The 17,697-nt window shown below is 66.5% G+C and carries 20 protein-coding genes and 1 pseudogene; 3 read left to right on the top strand and 18 right to left on the bottom strand.

Annotation, left to right across the window (positions count from 1 at the left end):
* The first annotated feature begins 68 nt into the window (after positions 1–68).
* Positions 69–329, top strand: a complete 261-nt coding sequence (locus I55_RS16510) for a glycosyltransferase family 9 protein (RefSeq protein ID WP_148293782.1) — start codon at positions 69–71, stop codon at positions 327–329.
* A 14-nt stretch (positions 330–343) separates the two neighbouring features.
* Here I55_RS16510 and I55_RS16505 read toward each other — a convergent pair whose 3' ends face one another.
* Positions 344–949, bottom strand: a complete 606-nt coding sequence (locus I55_RS16505; RefSeq protein ID WP_148293781.1) for a hypothetical protein — start codon at positions 947–949, stop codon at positions 344–346.
* Positions 950–1,041: 92 nt separating this feature from the next.
* Here I55_RS16505 and I55_RS16500 point away from each other — a divergent pair, with 92 nt between their 5' ends.
* Positions 1,042–3,150, top strand: a complete 2,109-nt coding sequence (locus I55_RS16500; RefSeq protein ID WP_049974202.1) for an FUSC family protein — start codon at positions 1,042–1,044, stop codon at positions 3,148–3,150.
* Here I55_RS16500 and I55_RS16495 read toward each other — a convergent pair.
* Together I55_RS16495 and I55_RS16490 are read right to left on the bottom strand one after the other, a co-directional pair.
* Positions 3,137–4,126, bottom strand: coding sequence for a proline iminopeptidase-family hydrolase (locus I55_RS16495; protein WP_044561672.1), 990 nt, complete (start codon positions 4,124–4,126; stop codon positions 3,137–3,139). The genes I55_RS16500 and I55_RS16495 overlap by 14 nt on opposite strands.
* A gap of 114 nt (positions 4,127–4,240) precedes the next feature.
* A complete protein-coding gene (locus I55_RS16490; RefSeq protein ID WP_044561676.1) occupies positions 4,241–5,569 on the bottom strand; it encodes a replication-associated recombination protein A in 1,329 nt (442 codons plus the stop codon).
* A gap of 195 nt (positions 5,570–5,764) precedes the next feature.
* On the opposite strand from I55_RS16490, the gene I55_RS16485 reads away from it, so the two are divergent.
* The gene (locus tag I55_RS16485; protein WP_083901167.1) at positions 5,765–6,451 is read left to right on the top strand and encodes a TlpA disulfide reductase family protein; all 687 of its coding nucleotides are present in this window, start codon (positions 5,765–5,767) and stop codon (positions 6,449–6,451) included.
* A gap of 19 nt (positions 6,452–6,470) precedes the next feature.
* Here I55_RS16485 and I55_RS16480 read toward each other — a convergent pair whose 3' ends face one another.
* The 15 genes and pseudogenes from I55_RS16480 to rpsH form a co-directional block, all read right to left on the bottom strand.
* Positions 6,471–7,901 carry a DegQ family serine endoprotease gene (locus I55_RS16480; protein WP_083901168.1) on the bottom strand — a complete coding sequence of 477 codons (1,431 nt, stop codon included), beginning with the start codon at positions 7,899–7,901 and terminating at the stop codon, positions 6,471–6,473.
* Between the two features lie 67 nt (positions 7,902–7,968).
* Complete coding sequence (locus I55_RS16475; protein WP_148293780.1) at positions 7,969–8,220, bottom strand: hypothetical protein; 252 nt, start codon at positions 8,218–8,220, stop codon at positions 7,969–7,971.
* A 144-nt stretch (positions 8,221–8,364) separates the two neighbouring features.
* Positions 8,365–9,957, bottom strand: a complete 1,593-nt coding sequence (locus tag I55_RS16470) for a hypothetical protein (protein WP_044561668.1) — start codon at positions 9,955–9,957, stop codon at positions 8,365–8,367.
* A 155-nt stretch (positions 9,958–10,112) separates the two neighbouring features.
* A complete protein-coding gene (gene rplQ / locus I55_RS16465; RefSeq protein ID WP_040848395.1) occupies positions 10,113–10,535 on the bottom strand; it encodes a 50S ribosomal protein L17 in 423 nt (140 codons plus the stop codon).
* A gap of 180 nt (positions 10,536–10,715) precedes the next feature.
* On the bottom strand, positions 10,716–11,732 hold the full coding sequence (locus I55_RS16460; RefSeq protein ID WP_044561667.1) for a DNA-directed RNA polymerase subunit alpha: 1,017 nt from the start codon (positions 11,730–11,732) through the stop codon (positions 10,716–10,718).
* Between the two features lie 231 nt (positions 11,733–11,963).
* On the bottom strand, positions 11,964–12,362 hold the full coding sequence (rpsK, locus tag I55_RS16455) for a 30S ribosomal protein S11 (RefSeq protein ID WP_004273656.1): 399 nt from the start codon (positions 12,360–12,362) through the stop codon (positions 11,964–11,966).
* Between the two features lie 19 nt (positions 12,363–12,381).
* The gene (gene rpsM / locus I55_RS16450) at positions 12,382–12,750 is read right to left on the bottom strand and encodes a 30S ribosomal protein S13 (protein ID WP_004273657.1); all 369 of its coding nucleotides are present in this window, start codon (positions 12,748–12,750) and stop codon (positions 12,382–12,384) included.
* A gap of 403 nt (positions 12,751–13,153) precedes the next feature.
* Positions 13,154–13,801: an adenylate kinase gene (locus I55_RS16445; RefSeq protein ID WP_044561666.1), complete on the bottom strand. Its 648-nt coding sequence runs from the start codon at positions 13,799–13,801 to the stop codon at positions 13,154–13,156.
* Entirely contained in the window at positions 13,798–15,132 is a 1,335-nt protein-coding gene (gene secY / locus I55_RS16440; protein ID WP_044561665.1) for a preprotein translocase subunit SecY, read from the bottom strand. The genes I55_RS16445 and secY overlap by 4 nt, the downstream gene beginning before the upstream one ends.
* A gap of 179 nt (positions 15,133–15,311) precedes the next feature.
* A pseudogene (gene rplO / locus I55_RS16435) lies at positions 15,312–15,790 on the bottom strand (50S ribosomal protein L15).
* Between the two features lie 32 nt (positions 15,791–15,822).
* A complete protein-coding gene (rpmD, locus tag I55_RS16430) occupies positions 15,823–16,014 on the bottom strand; it encodes a 50S ribosomal protein L30 (protein ID WP_040848399.1) in 192 nt (63 codons plus the stop codon).
* Positions 16,014–16,616 carry a 30S ribosomal protein S5 gene (rpsE, locus tag I55_RS16425; RefSeq protein WP_044561663.1) on the bottom strand — a complete coding sequence of 201 codons (603 nt, stop codon included), beginning with the start codon at positions 16,614–16,616 and terminating at the stop codon, positions 16,014–16,016. Before rpsE ends, rpmD begins: the two co-directional genes overlap by 1 nt.
* Before the next feature lie 12 nt (positions 16,617–16,628).
* Positions 16,629–16,991 carry a 50S ribosomal protein L18 gene (rplR, locus tag I55_RS16420; protein ID WP_044561662.1) on the bottom strand — a complete coding sequence of 121 codons (363 nt, stop codon included), beginning with the start codon at positions 16,989–16,991 and terminating at the stop codon, positions 16,629–16,631.
* An 11-nt stretch (positions 16,992–17,002) separates the two neighbouring features.
* Positions 17,003–17,536: a 50S ribosomal protein L6 gene (gene rplF, locus I55_RS16415; RefSeq protein ID WP_044561661.1), complete on the bottom strand. Its 534-nt coding sequence runs from the start codon at positions 17,534–17,536 to the stop codon at positions 17,003–17,005.
* A gap of 12 nt (positions 17,537–17,548) precedes the next feature.
* Positions 17,549–17,697: 30S ribosomal protein S8 (gene rpsH / locus I55_RS34555; RefSeq protein WP_148293778.1), on the bottom strand; the 149-nt coding region annotated here is incomplete at its 5' end.

Genomic DNA, 17,697 nt, shown 5'->3' with positions numbered 1-17,697 from the left:
AGGCGGCCCTGACCGACCTGGNCGTGCCCCCCGGGCCGCGTCCGTGACGCCGCCGCCTCCATCCGCGACTGGGCGGACACNGCGCCCTGGTGGCCGGCCTGGATTTGGTCATCGGCTCCGACAGCGCCTGCATCCACCTGGCCGGCGCGCTGGACGTGCCCGCCTTCCTGCTGCTGTCCTCCACCACCGACTGGCGCTGGCACGACACCGGCGATACCAGCCCCTGGTATCCGTCCCTGCGCCTGTTCCGGCAGAAGCGCCTGGGCGACTGGTCGGCGCCGGTGGCGAAGGTGAAGGCGGCGCTGGAGGAGATTGCTCAACGGCATTAGGGCTGCAACACACCTTACGTGTGCACCCATCCTCTGGATGCGACCACCCGCCATCGTCCCATAAATTTGAAGAGAATATACTCCGAGTCTGAGCGGCGCGCTGGCATGTCAATTATTGCAACATGCGACAACGGCACTGTTACGGCTTCTATTTTGTACATATTGCAGTTCAGGCACGGCAAATCTTCCAGGTCGATATATTGCTGATCGCATTTTTTGGGGTCGATGGAACTGAGGGGGCAAGGCACGATAGTCACGCCTGGCAACCGAGCCTTAATTTTGGAAAGCATTTCCTCGGAAAGCGGATATTCATGAATGGCGAGGTAAATGGTCACGCCGCTATCGGTAATATGCTGAAGCTTTGAAACGAATAAATCCTCAATGGCTTCATTCTCCGACGCGTAAACCTCCTCAATCCCCTGTGGATATTCGACGGTCCAGCGCATTGCATAAAGGGCGCCTGCCATCACCGCCAAAGTTAGCGCAACCCAAACCGCGCCATGCGCCAGAAATCGAACCACCACCCCCTCCAATCCCAAGCCATCAGCCGTATAGCGTCCCCCAACCCTGGAGCGACCATCGCACAGGCGGTGCGCGCCGGAAAGAACCGACCATTCCACCGACAATGCCGCATTGCACACATAAATGCTGCATCTGCGAACGAACCTGGGATAACGTTGCCATAACCCATTGTTCGCCTACTTGAGTTCCCATGTCCCACGCCCACACGGTGCCCACCGACCGATCGTCCCCGCTGGCCCGGCTCGCCCGCTGGCTGCAGGCGCGGTCGTTCGCGCTGACGCCGGAGCAGATCGGCATCACCGAGGGCCTGCGCGCCGCCACGGCGGTGGCGCTGATGGTCACGCTGGCGCTGTATCTGGACCAGCCCATCCTGTCCTGGGCGGCCTTCGCCGCCTTTTGGGCCTGTCTGGCCGATCCCGGCGGGCCGTTCGGTGTACGGCTGCGCTCCATGGGCGGCTTCGCGCTGGTCGGCACCGTCATGGCGGGCGCGGTCAGCGCCGTCGCGGCGCTGGGGCATGCCTGGGCGGCACCGGCGCTATTCGCAGCCTTGTTCCTCAGTTGCCTCAGCCGCGTCCATGGCCCGGCGGCCACCCAGGTGGGCGTGCTGGCCTGCTGCGTCGCCGTGGTGGCGGTGGGCTATCCCATGGCGCCGCTGGACGCCCTGCGCCTGTCCGGTGTCTTCCTGCTGGGCAGCGGCTGGGCCGTGGTGCTGTGCCTGCTGGTCTGGCGCATCCATCCCTACGCCCCCGCCCGCCGCGCCGTGGCCGCGATATATTCCGAACTGGGCGACATGACAGCCGAACTGCTGGCCCTGCATGCCAGCGGCGCCACCCAGGACGCGCGCTGGAAGGCGCATGCCGCCGAGCATCGCCGGGCGGTGCGCGACACGATTGAGCGGGCGCGCGCCGCCGTCGGCCGCTTCTCCGCCGGGCGCGGGGCTGGCCGCGACATCCGCCGCGCCCTGCTGGCCGCCATCGAGGCGGGGGAGCGCGTCTTCGCCGGCCTGATCGCCCTGGGCTATGACCTGGAGCCGCACGCCGCCGGCACGCCCACGGATGCCGACACCCTGCCCCTGCGCCAGTTGCGCGCCGCCCTGACCCGCACCAGCCGCCAGGTGCTGAGGTCGGAGCCCGACCGCGCCCTGGTGGCCTATGAGGCGGAGGTGCTGGACCGCGTGGCCCGGCCGGCGCACGACCTGGTGGGCCGCGTGGCCCAGGTCTGCGCCCAGGCGCTGGCCGACCTGACCCGGGCCTGGGCGCCGCCCCTGGATGACGGCGCGCTGGCCACCGTTCCGGAAGCGGACGAGGCGGTCCGCCGCCGCCTGACCCCGGCCCGCGCCCTGCGCCTGGCCCTGTCGCCCAGGGGCGCCATCGCCCGGCACGCCCTGCGCGTGGCCCTGGTGGTGACGGCCACCTATGTGGTCACAGCCTATCTGAACGTCGCCTACGCCTACTGGGCCACCATGGCGGCGGTGGTGGTGATGCAGCCGCAGGCGGCCAGCACCTGGCCACGCACCCTGGAGCGCGTGGTGGGCAGCGTCATCGGCGGCGCGGCGGCCGCCTTCCTGGCCGTGGCGCTGCCCACGCCGCTGTGGCTGCTGGCCGCCATCTTCCCCTTGGCGGCGGCCACCATCGCCTTGCGCTCCGTCAGCTACAGCCTGTTCGTCACCTTCCTGACGCCCCTGTTCGTGCTGGTGGCCGACCTGCTGCACCCTGGGATCACCGGCAGCGGCGAGGGCATCGCCCTGGCCCGCGCCTTCAACAACACGCTGGGCAGCCTCATCGGCCTGGCCGGCTGCCTGATCCTGTGGCCGGAGCGGGAGCCCAAGGGCTTCTCCCACAAGCTGGCCGCGGCGGTGGAGGCCAACATGCGCTATGCCACCCTGGTGGTGCGGGCGGGGCAGACGCCCTATGCCGAGATCGACGCCGCCCGCCGCGCCGCCGGCCTGGCCAGCACCGCGGCCGAAGTGACGCGCCAGCGCATGGTGCTGGAGGGCCGCCGGCGCAGCGCCCACCTGGATGAAGCCGCCGCCCTGCTGGAAACGCTGCGCCGCCTGGCCGGGGCCGCCACCGTCGCCTGGCTGGACGAGCGCACCGACCCGGGCCCGCCGGACGCCCGCCGCATCGGCTATTGCGAAGCCGCCACGGTCCGTTTGGGCGCCCTGGTGCGGGGCGTCCCGACCGAGGACAGCGCCCTGGCCCGCGAGGGTGAGCCGCCGGACGACATCGCCCGCGCCGTCACCCACGTGGTTCAGGCCGCCAAGGACTACGCCCGCGCCATGGGGATCACACGCTCTTGAGGAACGGGATCAGGTTCTTGAAGTAGAAGTCCTGGTCGTCCCACATGCACAGGTGGCTGCCTTGCGGGCAGATGACGGACCGGGCGTTGGGCATCAACGTCGCCATGCGCTTCATATCCTCCGGATCCATCTCGTCATGGGTGGCGCCGATGGTCAGGGTCTTCACCTTGATTCGGGGCAGCTGATCCCAACGCTCCCAATCCTTCAGGTTGCCCGTCACTTCCAGTTCGCTCTTGCCCTGCATCTGGTTGTAGATGGTGAGGTTGGCGTGGCGGAAGGCGCGGGTGACAGGCTCCGGCCAGGGGTCCAGGCGGCAGATCATCTGGGGATACATCTCCTCCATCATGATCTTCTCGTACGCGGGGTCGTCATAGGCCTGCTTCGCCTCCAGCTCGCGGATCAGCTTCTGGGACTCGGGCTTCATCAGGCCGCGCAGGGAATTGACGCGCTTGAGGTAGGATTGGATCCCTGCCGTCATGTTGGAAATGACCAGGCCCTTCAGGTGCTTCTGGTATTTCAGCGCGTAATCGATGGCCAGGATGCCGCCCCAGGAATGGCCGTAGAGAACGAACTGGTCCAATCCCAACCCCTGGCGTACCTCCTCGACCTCCTCCACGAAGCGCGGCAGGGTCCAGAGGCTGGTGTCGTCCGGCTGGTCGGAATTGTTCGAGCCCAGTTGGTCGTAATAATATATCTCAATCCCGGCCTCGGGCAGGAAGGACTCCATCGCCTCCAGGTATTCATGGCTGAAGCCGGGGCCGCCGTGCAGCAACAGCACCTTCACCGCGCCGCTGCCGATCTTCTTCGTCCAGACCTTGTACTTGCCCCCCGCCACCGGGATCATGCGGATACCGGCCACGCGGATACCGGGCGGGTTCAGGGGAGCGGCGGGGGCGGCCTCGGCCAGGGAGGACGTCATCGGGGTGGTCGCGGCGGCCAGAACGGCGGCGGCCGACAGGAACTGTCTGCGGTCCATGAAATCCTCAATAGGGATGGCGCGCGGAACGCCCGCGCGTTTCCGCGACAGAGGTGCCTCAGCCCCCACGCCGTCCGCAAACGATTTCAGGGACATAGGCCATCCGGGCAGGGGTCAGCCCTCGCCACCATCCCCGCTCGCCCGCTGGCGCAGCTTGGCCCAGTAGTCCTGACGCTTCTTGATCTCGCGCTCGAAGCCGCGTTCCACCGGTTGGTAGAACTCCCGCCGCGCCATGCCGTCAGGGAAGTAGTTCTGGCCGGAGAAGCCGTCCGCCGTGTCGTGGTCGTAGTTGTAGCCCTTGCCGTAGCCCAGATCCTTCATCAGCCGGGTGGGCGCGTTCAGGATGTGCATGGGCGGCATCAGGCTGCCCGTCTCCTTCGCCGCCCGCTGCGCCTGCTTGATGGCCATGTAGGCGGCGTTGGATTTGGGCGCCGTGCCCAGATAGATGACGCACTGGGCCACGGCCAGTTCCCCCTCGGGACTGCCCAGGCGCTCATACGCGTCCCAGGCGGCCAGCGCGATGGTCAGCGCCTGGGGATCGGCCATGCCGATATCCTCGCTGGCGAAGCGCACCAGGCGGCGGGCGATGTAGCGCGGATCCTCGCCCCCCGCCAGCATGCGGGAATACCAGTACAGGGCGGCGTCCGTGTCCGAGCCGCGCAGCGATTTATGCAGGGCGCTGATGAGGTTGTAGTGCCCCTCCTGCGCCTTGTCGTACAGGGGCATGCGCCGCTGCACCGCCACGGTCAGGGCGTTGGTGTCCAGCGGGTCTTCACCCGGCCGTACCACGGCGTAGATTTCCTCCACCAGGTTCAGGAAATAGCGGCCGTCGCCATCGGCCATGGCCTTCAGGGCGGCGCGTGCGTCCTCGGTCAGCGGCAGCGGGCGCCCCTCCTCCGCCTCCGCCCGGCCGATCAGCTTCTCCAGCGCCTCCTCGCCCAAGCGGTTCAGGACGAAGACCTGGGCCCGGGACAGGAGCGCGGCGTTCAGCTCAAACGACGGGTTCTCCGTCGTGGCGCCCACCAGGGTGACGGTGCCGTCCTCGACATAGGGCAGGAATCCATCCTGCTGGGAACGGTTGAAGCGGTGGATTTCATCGATGAACAGCAAGGTGCCCTGGCCGGCCTGGCGGCGCTGCTTGGCCGCCTCGAACACCTTGCGCAGGTCGGCCACGCCGGAGAAGACGGCGGACAAGGGCTCGAAAGCCAAGGTCGTGGCCTGGGCCAGCAGGCGGGCGATGGTGGTCTTGCCACACCCTGGCGGCCCCCACAACACCATGGAGCTGAGGCGGTGGGCCGCCACCATGCGGCCGATGGGGCCCTTGGGGCCCAGCAGATGCTCCTGCCCCACCACCTGGTCCAGCGCCGTCGGCCGCAGCCGGTCGGCCAGCGGGCGCGGTGCCTCCGCCTCGAACAGGGAACCCGATCCGCTTTTACCCGCCATGACCCGACCTGCCAGGATACAAACCCGGAACACCATGCCAGAGTGGGGAGCCGCTTGGCATCGTCCTTTTGATGGGGCTGTTCCGACCCCGCCCCGGCATCGATGACGATGGCGCACAGGGTTGAGAGTCCGATCCTGTATAAACCCAAGGGTCACAGGCGTGCTCAGACCACGCGGGTATGGACGAGGGCGACAATGGGAAAGAGGCGATCCTCACTGACGCTGGGCTTGGTCCTGGTGGGCGGGGCGGCCATGGCCGCCCCCACCCTGGCCCAAATCACCCTGGCCGACGCGGGCCAGACGCCCCCACCACAGGCGGCCGCGCCCACCGGTGCACCCGGCATCATCCGCACCGCCACGGCGGACGACCTGGCCCGCCATGCCGCCGCCCTGGCCACAGCCCCCTTCAAGGACACGGTCGGCAACCCGTTCCGCTTCGACAGCCTGAAAGGCAAGGTGGTGTGGGTGAACCAGTGGGCGAACTGGTGCGGCCCGTGCGTCGCGGAATTCGACGCCATGCGCAAGGTCCAGGACAGCGTGGGCGCGGACAAGCTGGAGATCGTCCTGGTGTCCCGCCTGCGCGATTGGGAAAAGGACCAGGCCTATGTGAAGGAGCATGGGCTGCCCTGGCGCCAGGTCGTGCTGGACCTGCAGCTGGGCAGCCAGCAACAACTTTACGCCGACGTGTCGATGACCATCGCCACGGACGGCAAGGCCCATACGGCCTTTCCGATGAGCACCTTCCTGGGTCCTGACGGCCGCGTCCTGCGCTTCGACCGTCACCCCGTGGCGAGGCCAGTGAATGGCGAGGCCGCCAACCCCCATCAATACGATCTGCTGATCCAGACCCTGGAGCAGTGGGCCGCCGGCCCATCCGGCTGACCCACCGGCCCCAATTCCCTTAGCCGCCGACGCTGAGGGTCAGAACCTGGTCACCCCGGCGGACGGCCAGATCCCAGCGGCGCTGCGGCTGGTCCACCACGCGCTTCAGCTCGGCCACGCGGGTGATGGGCTGGCCATTGACCTTCACCACCACGTCGCCAGGCTGGAAGCCCAGGGCCTGGGCGGTGGTGCCCGGCTGCACCTTCAGCACGATGACGCCGTCGGAGCTGCCGGCATAGCCCACTTCCTCCGCCAGGGCCGGGTTGATGTTGGCCACGGTGGTGCCGGCGAAGGGCTGGCGGCCGGCCAGCGCGGTCTCATCCCGGGGCGGATCCTCCGGCGGGCCGATCAGCTTCACCGGCACCTTGGTCTCCGTCCCTTTGCGGATCACCGTCAGGGTGGCGGTCCCGCCCACCTGCAGGGTGGCGATGCGGTAGCGCAGGCTTTCGGGATCGTCGACGATGTGGCCGTTCACGGCCGTCACCACGTCACCCACCTTCACGCCTGCCTGCTCCAGCGGGCCCTTGGGGTTCAGCTGATTGATCAGCACGCCTTGCGGCCGGGTCAGGCCCAGGTTGGTCGCCAGATCCTGCGTCACCGCCTGGCCGCCGGCACCCATCCACGGGCGCACCAGCTTGCCGCCGCCCTCCACCGCCGTCACGACGGACCGCACCATGTCCGCCGGGATGGCGAAACCGATGCCGACGGAGCCGCCGCTGCGCGAGTAGATCGCCGAATTGATGCCGGCCAGCTTGCCATCCATGGTGATCAACGCGCCGCCGGAGTTGCCGGGATTGATGGCGGCGTCGGTCTGGATGAAGAAGTTGAAGTCCGACACGCCCACGCCGGTGCGGGCGAGCGCCGAGACGATGCCGCTGGTCACGGTCTGCCCAACGCCGAAGGGATTGCCGATGGCCAGCACCAGATCGCCCACTTGGACGTTGTCGCTGTCGCCCAGTTCCAGGGTCGGCAGCTTCTCGCCCTTGGTGTCGATGCGCAGGACGGCCAAATCCACCTTCTCATCCGCGCTCATCACCTTGGCGGGGAATTCCCGCCGGTCGGCCAGGACCACGGTGATCTGGTCGGCGTCCTTGATGACATGGTCGTTGGTGACGATCAGGCCATCCGGCCGCACGATGACGCCGGACCCCAGCGAGGACTCCACCCGCTCCCGCGGCACGCCGCGGAAGGAGTCGCCAAAAAACTGGCGGAAGAACGGATCCTCCATGAAGGGGTTCACCCGCTGTTTGATCACCCGGCGGCTGTAGATGTTTACCACGGCCGGGGCCGCCCGCTTCACCAGCGGGGCGTAGCTGAGGGTGATCTGCTCCCGGCTCTGCGGCACCTGCTGGACCGGCGCTTGCGCCTGCGCGGGCAAGGCCATGCCCAACGCCACGGTCGCCAGGGCCAAACGGGAGATCAGGGGTCGGATCGACGTCTTGAACGTCACGGGATCAAGCATCACGGCGGCAACTCTGCATCTGATCGAAACGAGGACTGTCAGGCTGAAATAGGGTTCAGCCCGGGTCGCCGCAACGGTTCAGGCAGGACTTAAGGTCGCGCTGGCACATGCCGTTGTTCAATTCGGGCGTATGGTCGCTCTGCCCGGCCTTGGTGTCGCCGCAGACCTGGCTGTCACGGTTGCAGCGCGCCACGCAGGCCGCGTGGGTATCCAGCTTGCCCTCGCGCTGCGATGGCAGCCCCATGCAGCCCGACAGCCCCACCAGCAGCAGCGCCACGGCCGCCGCCTTCATCCCCAAAGTACGCACCGGTTCATCCTCCTGTCCGTCATGCCGTCGCGCCTGCCGCGCCGGCGATGGACGGGCGGCAGGATGCGCGATTTGGCCCCCGCCCGTCGAGATCCGAAAACGGGGAGCGGCACCACCCCGCTCTACCGGGCTTACACGGCGGGCCTACTGGCCTGTGGTCGCGGCTAGGCCCAGGGCGTCTATCACCGCCGCCGGCTCTGGCGTCGGGCCGCTGAACAGGACTGTCAAGGGCACCGGCTCCGGCGGGTTGGCGGTCAGAATCAGATTGCCCGGCTTGCGCACCAGGCTCTCCACCGCCGTGACCAGCGGCTTCCCGCGCGGCGTGGCGCCCAGCAACGCGCCGTTGGCCTGCACCATGGCCGCCACCTGGCCCCGCACATCCTCAACCTGCTTGCCCTGCTGGGTGGCGGTGGCGCGGAGCAGGCGGTCGATCAAGGAATGATCGGCGTAGCGCAGTTGCGCCTTGTCCAGCTGGGCGGACTGGAACAGCTGCTGTAGCGGCTGGGCGGGCGCGGCACCGTGAATCGTGGCGTCGAGGGCCAGTTCGCCCAGTTCATCCACCTTGACGCTGGTGCGCTCGACGGTCAGGGCGCTGTTCTGGAAATCCCACTGGTAGTGAACCGCCAGGCCCATGGTCAGCTTGGTCAGTCCCATGGCCTTGATCGCGGCCGCCGCCTGCGGATCGGTGGCCGCCCGGGGGTCAACCTGCAGTCCCTGCAGGACGATGCCGCCAGCGGCGATGCGGCCGTCCGCGACCATCATCGGGTCCGTCGCCAGGCTGTCCAGCTGGAAGGGGTAGCCGTTGGGCGGGTTGGCAGACAAGCCGGATACCGTCATGGCACCCACGGACAGGCCATTCAGCACCGCCTCATCCAGCGGCGCCCCCTGCAGAAGGGCGCGGGCCGGCGCCCGCATGTCGGCTCCGGCGAAACTGAACTTGGCCATGCGGATCGTGCCCTGAGGACCCAGGGACTCCGTCAGGCCGGTCATCTCCATGGCGCCGTAGACGCCATCGTGCAGTCCGCCCGTGGAGGCCGCGCGGTCATAATGCGCGGTCACGACCACGGTGCTGTTGGTGGCGGGGCTGGGTGTCGTGAAGTGGCCGTTGATGTCGGTATAGACGAAGCTGTCATAGTCGACCGCCAGCAGGGCCAACCCTGCCGCCCGCGCGAGGGTGGGGCCAAGCGACGTCATCCTGTCCACGCTGGTGGCCGGATCGGCAGACGCCATCTGCGCAACCAGCTCGTCATACGCGGCCTTCACCGAGTCCCAACTGGGCGTGCCCGGCTGACGCAGCACCCACGGACGGAAACGGATGTTCTCCGCCTCCGTCAAGGCGAAGCTCTGCTCCATACCCTCCGCTGTCACCGTGATCTTGCCGATGGCGACATGGCCGACGATGGGCAGGGTGTCCTGCTCGGACATGGTCCCCACCGCCGTGCCGGACTGGAAGCTGAGTCCCAGCGCGCCCAGGGACAGCCCCTTTGCGTCCACCGTGGCGGCCTGGACCTGGAACGCGGCGCTGCTGACCGAAAGGCCGTCAATGTGCAGCGTCCGTGTCAGGGGGGAGAAGCTGACAGCACCGTGCGTGATCTTCACCCCCGCCGGCGCCTGGGCCAGCACCGCGTCCAGGTCACGGGCGATGCCCTGCCCCATATAATGACCGGCGGCCCAATATCCCGCTCCCGCCAGGACCGCCACGCCGGCGGCTACGCCCAGAACCTTCCCCGCGCCCATCGATACCTCGTCCCCATGAGATGGCCGAAACCGACGCATGGTTGCAAAAGCGTGGGGCGCCCGCCAGCCCGGACTATGGGCGGCCTAAAAAGAAAGGGCAGACCCTTGCGGATCCGCCCCTTCCCATACCATTCCGGAAGTGGAACAGCCTAGACTCAGGCCGCTTCTTCCTCGGTCTCCGTCACCTGGACCGGACCGCTGTCCTGGCCCTTGGCGGAGACGTCGCGGTCCACCAGCTCGATGACGGCCATGGCGGCCATGTCACCGTAGCGGAAGCCGGCCTTCAGAACGCGGGTGTAGCCACCCTGACGGTCCTTGTAGCGCTCGGCGATGGTGGTGAACAGCTTGTCGACCATGGCGTTGTCGCGCAGTTCCGCGAACGCCAGACGACGGTTGGCGAGGCCGCCCTTCTTGCCCAGCGTGATCAGCTTCTCGACGATCGGCCGCAGGTCCTTGGCCTTCGGCAGGGTCGTCTTGATCTGCTCGTGCTTAATCAGGGCATTGGCCATGTTGGAGAACATGGCCAGACGGTGGGTAGAGGTCTTGCTGAACTTACGCCCGGAAACGCCGTGACGCATGGTGCTTCTCCTTTCATGTCCGGATGTCGGGTGCCGACATCTATGACGATCCCCGAAACGCCCGCCTTTGCCTCCCTTGGACTCGCATCCTGGGGGCGCCGGCCGGTACGGCGGGGGTGGGCCCTATGCCCTGAACTCCGCACCCGGCCGTGGCCGGATGCGGAGAACCTCAAATCAAGCTCAGTACGGCTCTTCCAGACGCTTGGCCAGGTCCTCGATGTTCTCGGGCGGCCAGTTCGGGATTTCCATGCCGAGGTGCAGGCCCATCTGGGACAGCACTTCCTTGATCTCGTTCAGCGACTTGCGGCCGAAGTTCGGGGTGCGGAGCATTTCCGCCTCCGTCTTCTGCACCAGGTCGCCGATGTAGACGATGTTGTCGTTCTTCAGGCAGTTGGCCGAACGGACCGACAGTTCCAGCTCGTCCACCTTGCGCAGCAGGTTCTTGTTGAACGGCACCTCGTCGGACTTCTCCGACGCAGTGACGGCCTGCGGCTCCTCGAAGTTGATGAACAGCTGCAGCTGGTCCTGCAGGATGCGGGCGGCGATGGCCACGGCATCCTCAGGCGTCACCGCGCCGTTGGTCTCGATCGACAGCGACAGCTTGTCATAGTCGGTGCGCTGGCCCAGGCGGGTGTTCTCCACCTTGTACGCGATCTTGCGGATCGGGCTGTACAGGGCGTCGATCGGGATCAGGCCGATGGGGGCGTCTTCCGGACGGTTCTGGCTGGCGGGGACGTAGCCCTTGCCCTTCTCGACCGTCAGTTCCATGTTCAGGCGCGCGCCGGCATCCAGGGTGCAGATCACCAGGTCCGGGTCCATCACCTCGATGTCGCCCGTCACCTCGATCATGCCGGCGGTGACTTCCTTGGGGCCCTCGGCGCGCAGGCGCAGCCGCTTCGGGCCCTCGCCCTCCATCTTCAGACCCATGTTCTTGATGTTCAGAACGATGTCGGTCACGTCCTCGCGGACGCCGGGGATGGAGGAGAATTCGTGCAGGACGCCATCGATGTGGATGGCGGTGACCGCCGCCCCCTGCAGGGACGACAGCAGGACGCGGCGCAGGGCGTTGCCCAAGGTCAGGCCAAAGCCACGCTCCAACGGACCGGCGACGATCGTGGCCTCACGGCGCGGATCGGCACCGACGTTCACGTCGAGCTTGCTGGGCTTTTCCAGGGTCTGCCAGTTCTTCTGAATCACGGGTAGTTGCCTCTAATGCCATCGGGAGGACACGACACCCGGTTTCACCGCTGTCGGGCGCAGATCAGGGCGCCGGCCTTGCGACCGGCGCCCCGTCCTGAACCTGACCACCTCCCCCATGCATGGGCGATCGCGATGGCATGCGAACGCCGGTCCCGGGGCGGCGGGGAAACGCGGAAGCGTTTGGACCGGAAGCGGCCACAAGGGCCGCCTCCGTAATCGGTAGAACGATCAGACGCGACGCTTCTTCGGCGGGCGAACGCCGTTGTGCGGGATCGGCGTCACGTCGCGGATGGACGTGATCTGGAAGCCGACCGACTGCAGGGCGCGCAGGGCGGACTCACGGCCCGAGCCCGGACCCTTCACTTCCACTTCCAGGGTGCGCATGCCGTGTTCCTGGGCCTTGCGGCCCGCGTCTTCGGCTGCCATCTGGGCGGCGTAGGGGGTGGACTTGCGCGAACCCTTGAAGCCCATCATGCCCGACGAGGACCAGGCAATGGTGTTGCCCTGGGCGTCGGTGATGGTGATCATGGTGTTGTTGAACGAGGCGTTCACATGCGCCACGCCCGAGGTGATGTTCTTGCGCTCGCGGCGACGAAGCCGGGCGGCAGAAGCGTTGGGCTTTGCCATTTCTTATCAGTCCTTCAGCTTACTTCTTCTTACCGGCGATCGGCTTGGCCGGGCCCTTGCGGGTGCGCGCATTGGTGTGCGTGCGCTGACCGCGGACCGGCAGGCCCTTGCGGTGACGCAGGCCGCGGTAGCAGGCCATGTCCATGAGCCGCTTGATGTTCATGGCGACAGAGCGACGCAGGTCGCCTTCGACCGAGTAGTCGCTGTCGATGACTTCGCGGATACGCAGGACTTCGTCGTCGGTCAGCTGATGCACGCGGCGCTCCAGCGGAATGCCGACCTTGCCGCAGATCTCCTTCGCCATGAAGGGACCGATGCCGTGAATGTACTGAAGGGCGATTTCCACCCGCTTCGCGGTGGGAATATTAACGCCAGCGATACGCGCCACGCGCTTTCTCCATCGTTCATGCCCGCCCCGGCGCCACGCCCAGGCGATGCGATCTTCGTCCACACCCCGCCTGATCACCGGCTCCCGTGGCGGGGACATCCAATGACCTTCGGGGCATCTCATCCGAAGAAAACCTGGAAAACCCAGGATCTCCAAATGCACATACGAACCACCCCCATCCCGCCACCGAAGAGGTGCGGACTGAGAGACGGTTTCATCCAGATACAGGATGGGCAAAGCCCAACACGGATCGGATGCGGGAGTATACGCAGGCGCGACCGGATGTCAACCTCGCCTGCGGGAACATCGCCCCATCGCAACGCAGGGGCGATAAGCGGAACAGGGCCGCCTCCCATCGGGGAAGCGGCCCTGCCGTGTCCGTTACCGCCGTGGCCTTGAGGCCTCAGACGCCGATGATAGCTTCCAGCTGCCGGGTGACCTCGTCGATCTCCGCCATGCCGTCCACCTGCTTCAGCACGCCCTTGCCCTGGTAATAGGGCAGGATGGGCGCCGTCAGCGCATGATATTCCGCCAGACGCTTGGTGAAGGTCTCGGCGTTGTCGTCGGCCCGGCGCTTGAACTCGGTCGACCCGCAGATGTCGCAGACGCCGGCCACCTTGGGCTGGTGGAAGGTGTCGTGATAACCGGCCCCGCACTTGGCACAGGTATACCGACCCGTCACGCGCTCCACCAAGGCCGCGTCGTCCACCACCATCTCGATGATGTGGTCCAGCTTCAGGCTCTTTTCCGCCAGCATGGTGTCCAAGGCCTCGGCCTGCGGCACCGTGCGGGGGAAACCGTCCAGAATGAACCCCTTGGCACAGTCCGGCTGGGTAATGCGGTCGGCGATCATCTGAACCATCAGCGCGTCTGGCATCAGCTTGCCAGCGGCCATGATCTCCTTCGCCTGAAGGCCGAGTGGGCTGCCACCGGCGACCAGCGCCCGCAACATGTCGCCCGTCGACAACTGCACCAACCCGAACTTCCGTTCAAGCCGCTGCGCCTGCGTTCCCTTGCCGGCGCCCGGCGGTCCCAGAAGAATCAGGTTCATCCACGCCTCCCCCTCAGCTTTGCCTTCTTGATGAGGCCTTCATATTGATGCGCCAGCAGATGCGAGTGGATCTGGGCGACGGTGTCCATGGTCACCGTTACCACAATCAGCAGGCTGGTGCCGCCAAAATAGAAAGGTATCGCGTTCTTCGCCATCAACAATTCGGGCATGAGGCAGACGATCACCAGGTAACCGGCGCCCAGCACCGTCAGGCGGGTCAGCACGAAATCCAGATAGTCGGCGGTGTTCTTGCCGGGCCGGATGCCGGGGATGAAGCCGCCATACTTCTTCAGGTTTTCCGCCGTCTCGGTCGGATTGAACACGACCGCGGTGTAGAAGAAGCTGAAGAAGACGATCAGCGCCATGTACAGGATGATGTACAGCGGCTGGCCATGCGTCACGTAGCGGGCGATGGTCTGCAGGACCTGCGGACCGGTGCCGCCGGAGAAACCGGTCACGGTCGCGGGCAGCAACAGCAGCGAGCTGGCGAAAATCGGCGGGATGACGCCCGAGGTGTTCAGCTTCAAGGGCAGGTGCGAGGCTTCGCCCCCGTAGACCTTGTTGCCGACCTGGCGCTTCGGATATTGCACGATCAGCCGGCGCTGGGCGCGTTCCATGAAGACGATGAAGAAGATCACGCCGACGGCCACGATCAGCAGCAGGGCCAGCAACCCGAAACCGATGGCGCCGGTGCGCCCCAGTTCCAGCAACTGCATCAGCGCCTTGGGCAATGCCGCCACGATGCCGGTGAAGATGATCAGCGACGTGCCATTGCCCACGCCCCGGGCGGTGATCTGCTCACCCAGCCACATCAGGAACATGGTGCCGCCCACCATGGTGACCACGGTGCTGATGATGAAGAAAGGACCGGGGTCGATCACCGTGCCGCCCTTGGCCCCCTCCAGCGCCACGGCCAGGCCATAGGACTGGAAGATGGCGAGGATGACGGTGCCGTAGCGGGTGTACTGGTTGATCTTCTTGCGGCCCGCCTCACCCTCTTTCTTCATGGTTTCGAGGCTGGGGATCACCGCCGTCAGCAGCTGCACGATGATGCTGGCGGAGATGTAGGGCATGATGTTGAGCGCGAAGATGCTCATGCGCTCGATGGCGCCACCCGCGAACATGTTGAACATGCCCAGGATGCCGCCCTTGGCCTGGTTGAAAACGTCGGCGAAGGCCTGGACGTTGATGCCCGGCAGGGGAATGTAGGTGCCCAGGCGGAAAACGATGAGCGCTCCCAGGGTGAACCAGAGCCGCTTCTTCAGTTCCGTGGCCTTGGCGAAGGAGCCGAAATTAAGATTGGCGGCGAGCTGCTCGGCGGCTGAAGCCATGGAATCCGTTCCTATCGAGGCGCCTCAAACGGGCGCGGCACAGACGGTTCAAAAGGACAAAAGAAAAGGGACCGTCGCCGGTCCCCCTGATGGGTCCCACCCCAGATGGGGAGACCTGCGGCAGAAAGAAAGACGGCCGGCGCTCGCTTTTACCACGAACGCCGGCCGCACTTCCTTAATTACTCGGCAACCGCTTCTTCGACCGGCGGCAGCTTGACCGAACCACCAGCGGCTTCCACGGCGGCGACGGCCGCAGCGGAGGCGCCGGCGACGTCGAACGCCACCTTCGCGGTGATGCTGCCCTTGGCCAGCAGACGCACGCCGTCACGGGACGGACGCACCAGGCCGGCGGCCACCAGCACCTCGGCGGTGATCACGTCGGCGGCGTTCAGACGGCCCTCATCGAGGGCCTTCTGCACGGTACCCACGTTCACCACCGAGTATTCGGTGCCGAACAGATTGTTGAAACCACGCTTCGGCAGGCGGCGATGCAGGGGCATCTGACCGCCTTCGAAACCGTTGATCGACACGCCGGAACGCGAGGTCTGACCCTTCACGCCACGGCCGCCGGTCTTGCCCTTGCCGGAGCCGATGCCCCGACCAACCCGGGTGGGCGCCTGCCGGGCGCCGGGTTGTCGCGAATATCCGTAAGCTTCATGACTTTATCCCTTCAGCCGTATCGGGAAGGCCTCAGGAGGCCTTCTCGACGCGCACGAGGTGCTGCACCTTGGCGATCATACCACGGACCGAAGGGGTATCCTCCAGTTCGCTGGTACGGTGCAGCTTGTTGAGACCAAGACCCACCAGCGTCGCCCGCTGGTCCTTCTGGCGGCCGATCGGGCTGCCGATCTGGGTCACGATGACGGTGTTCTTCTCGCTCATCACGCGCTCTCCTTCACCTCGGCACCGGCCTCGCGGCGGCCCAGGATGTCGCTGACGCGACGGCCACGGCGGGCGGCGACGGCGCGGGGGCTGACGCACTGGGACAGGGCGTCGAAGGTCGCCTTGATCATGTTGTGCGGGTTCGACGTGCCGACCGACTTGGTCACGACGTCCTGGACGCCGAGAGCCTCGAAGATCGCGCGCATCGGACCACCGGCGATGATGCCGGTACCGGCGTCGGCGGTGCGCAGCACCACCTTGCCGGCGCCGAAGTGACCATGGACGTCATGATGCAGCGTCCGGCCCTCGCGGAGCGGCACGCGGATCATGGAACGCTTGGCCTGGTCGGTGGCCTTGCGGATGGCTTCCGGCACTTCGCGGGCCTTGCCCGAACCAACGCCGACGCGACCCTTGGCGTCACCCACCACGACCAGGGCGGCGAAGCCGAAGCGACGGCCACCCTTCACCACCTTGGCGACGCGGTTGATACCAACGAGCTTTTCTACCAGCTCGCTTTCTTCACGGTCCCGGGGGGTACGATCCCGGTCTCCGCCACGCTCGCGACCGCCGCTGTTGCCGCCGTCCCTTTCGTTACGTGCCATAATCGTTACCCCTTAGAACTGCAGGCCGGCTTCGCGCGCGGCGTCGGCCAGGGCCTTGACCCGGCCATGAAACAGGTAAGAACCGCGATCGAACACCACTTCCGTGATGCCGGCTTCCTTGGCCCGTTCGGCGATCAGCTTGCCGACCGCCTTGGCAGCCTCGATGTCGGCACCGGTCTTCAGACCTTCGCGCAGGGCCTTGTCGATGGACGAGGCAGCGGCCTTGGTCTGGCCGGCCACGTCGTCGATGACCTGGGCGTAGATATGCTGGCTGGAGCGGAACACCGACAGGCGCGGACGCCCCTGCCCCAGCTTCCGGACCCGGGTGCGCACTCGCTGCTTGCGGCGCGCGCTCAGAACTTTTGCGTTGCTCATGATCGTGCGCCTTACTTCTTCTTGCCTTCTTTGCGGATGATCACCTCGTCCGCGTACTTGATGCCCTTGCCCTTGTAGGGCTCCGGCGGGCGGTACGCGCGGATCTCAGCCGCAACCTGGCCAATCTTCTGCTTGTCGAAACCGGAAATCGTGATGGAAGTGGGCTTGTCGCACTTCATCGTGATGCCGGCCGGGATCGGGAAGCGCACGTCATGGCTGAAGCCGAGGTTCAGGAGGAGCTCCTGACCCTGGACGGCGGCCTTGTAACCCACGCCGGTGATCTCGAGGTTCTTGGTGAAACCGGTGTCGACACCCTTGACCATGTTGGCCAGCAGCGTGCGGGAGGTGGCCCAGTTGACGCGAGCCGTGCGGCTCTCGTTACGGGGCTTCACCACCACAGCGCCGCCTTCCAGCGTCGCGGAGATGTCGTCCACAAGGGTCAGGCTGAGCTGGCCCAGCTTGCCCTTCACGGTGACGTCCTGACCGGTGACCTGGACGGTCACGCCGGCCGGAACAGCCACCGGATGCTTGCCGATACGAGACATGTGGCCAGCTCCTTAGAACACTTTGCAGAGGACCTCGCCGCCAACATTGGCGGCTCGGGCCTCGCTGTCCGACATGACGCCACGGGGCGTCGACAGGATCGAGATGCCGAGGCCGTTAAAGACCCGCGGCAGATCGGCGATCTGGAGTAAATGCGCGGCCG

Source organism: Azospirillum sp. B4, assembly GCF_000333275.1.
GTDB lineage: Bacteria > Pseudomonadota > Alphaproteobacteria > Azospirillales > Azospirillaceae > Nitrospirillum.
Note: the sequence above shows the minus strand (reverse complement) of the source record. Positions and strands in the feature narration are given on the sequence as shown.

Coding starts and splice junctions, on each gene's coding strand:
- I55_RS16500 (WP_049974202.1), top strand. CDS start 1,042: ATGTCCCACGCCCACACGGTGCCCACCGACCGATCGTCCCCGCTGGCC.
- I55_RS16495 (WP_044561672.1), bottom strand. CDS start 4,126: ATGGACCGCAGACAGTTCCTGTCGGCCGCCGCCGTTCTGGCCGCCGCG.
- I55_RS16490 (WP_044561676.1), bottom strand. CDS start 5,569: ATGGCGGGTAAAAGCGGATCGGGTTCCCTGTTCGAGGCGGAGGCACCG.
- I55_RS16485 (WP_083901167.1), top strand. CDS start 5,765: ATGGGAAAGAGGCGATCCTCACTGACGCTGGGCTTGGTCCTGGTGGGC.
- I55_RS16470 (WP_044561668.1), bottom strand. CDS start 9,957: ATGGGCGCGGGGAAGGTTCTGGGCGTAGCCGCCGGCGTGGCGGTCCTG.
- rplQ (WP_040848395.1), bottom strand. CDS start 10,535: ATGCGTCACGGCGTTTCCGGGCGTAAGTTCAGCAAGACCTCTACCCAC.
- rpsK (WP_004273656.1), bottom strand. CDS start 12,362: ATGGCAAAGCCCAACGCTTCTGCCGCCCGGCTTCGTCGCCGCGAGCGC.
- I55_RS16445 (WP_044561666.1), bottom strand. CDS start 13,801: ATGAACCTGATTCTTCTGGGACCGCCGGGCGCCGGCAAGGGAACGCAG.
- secY (WP_044561665.1), bottom strand. CDS start 15,132: ATGGCTTCAGCCGCCGAGCAGCTCGCCGCCAATCTTAATTTCGGCTCC.
- rpmD (WP_040848399.1), bottom strand. CDS start 16,014: ATGAGCGAGAAGAACACCGTCATCGTGACCCAGATCGGCAGCCCGATC.
- rpsE (WP_044561663.1), bottom strand. CDS start 16,616: ATGGCACGTAACGAAAGGGACGGCGGCAACAGCGGCGGTCGCGAGCGT.
- rplR (WP_044561662.1), bottom strand. CDS start 16,991: ATGAGCAACGCAAAAGTTCTGAGCGCGCGCCGCAAGCAGCGAGTGCGC.
- rplF (WP_044561661.1), bottom strand. CDS start 17,536: ATGTCTCGTATCGGCAAGCATCCGGTGGCTGTTCCGGCCGGCGTGACC.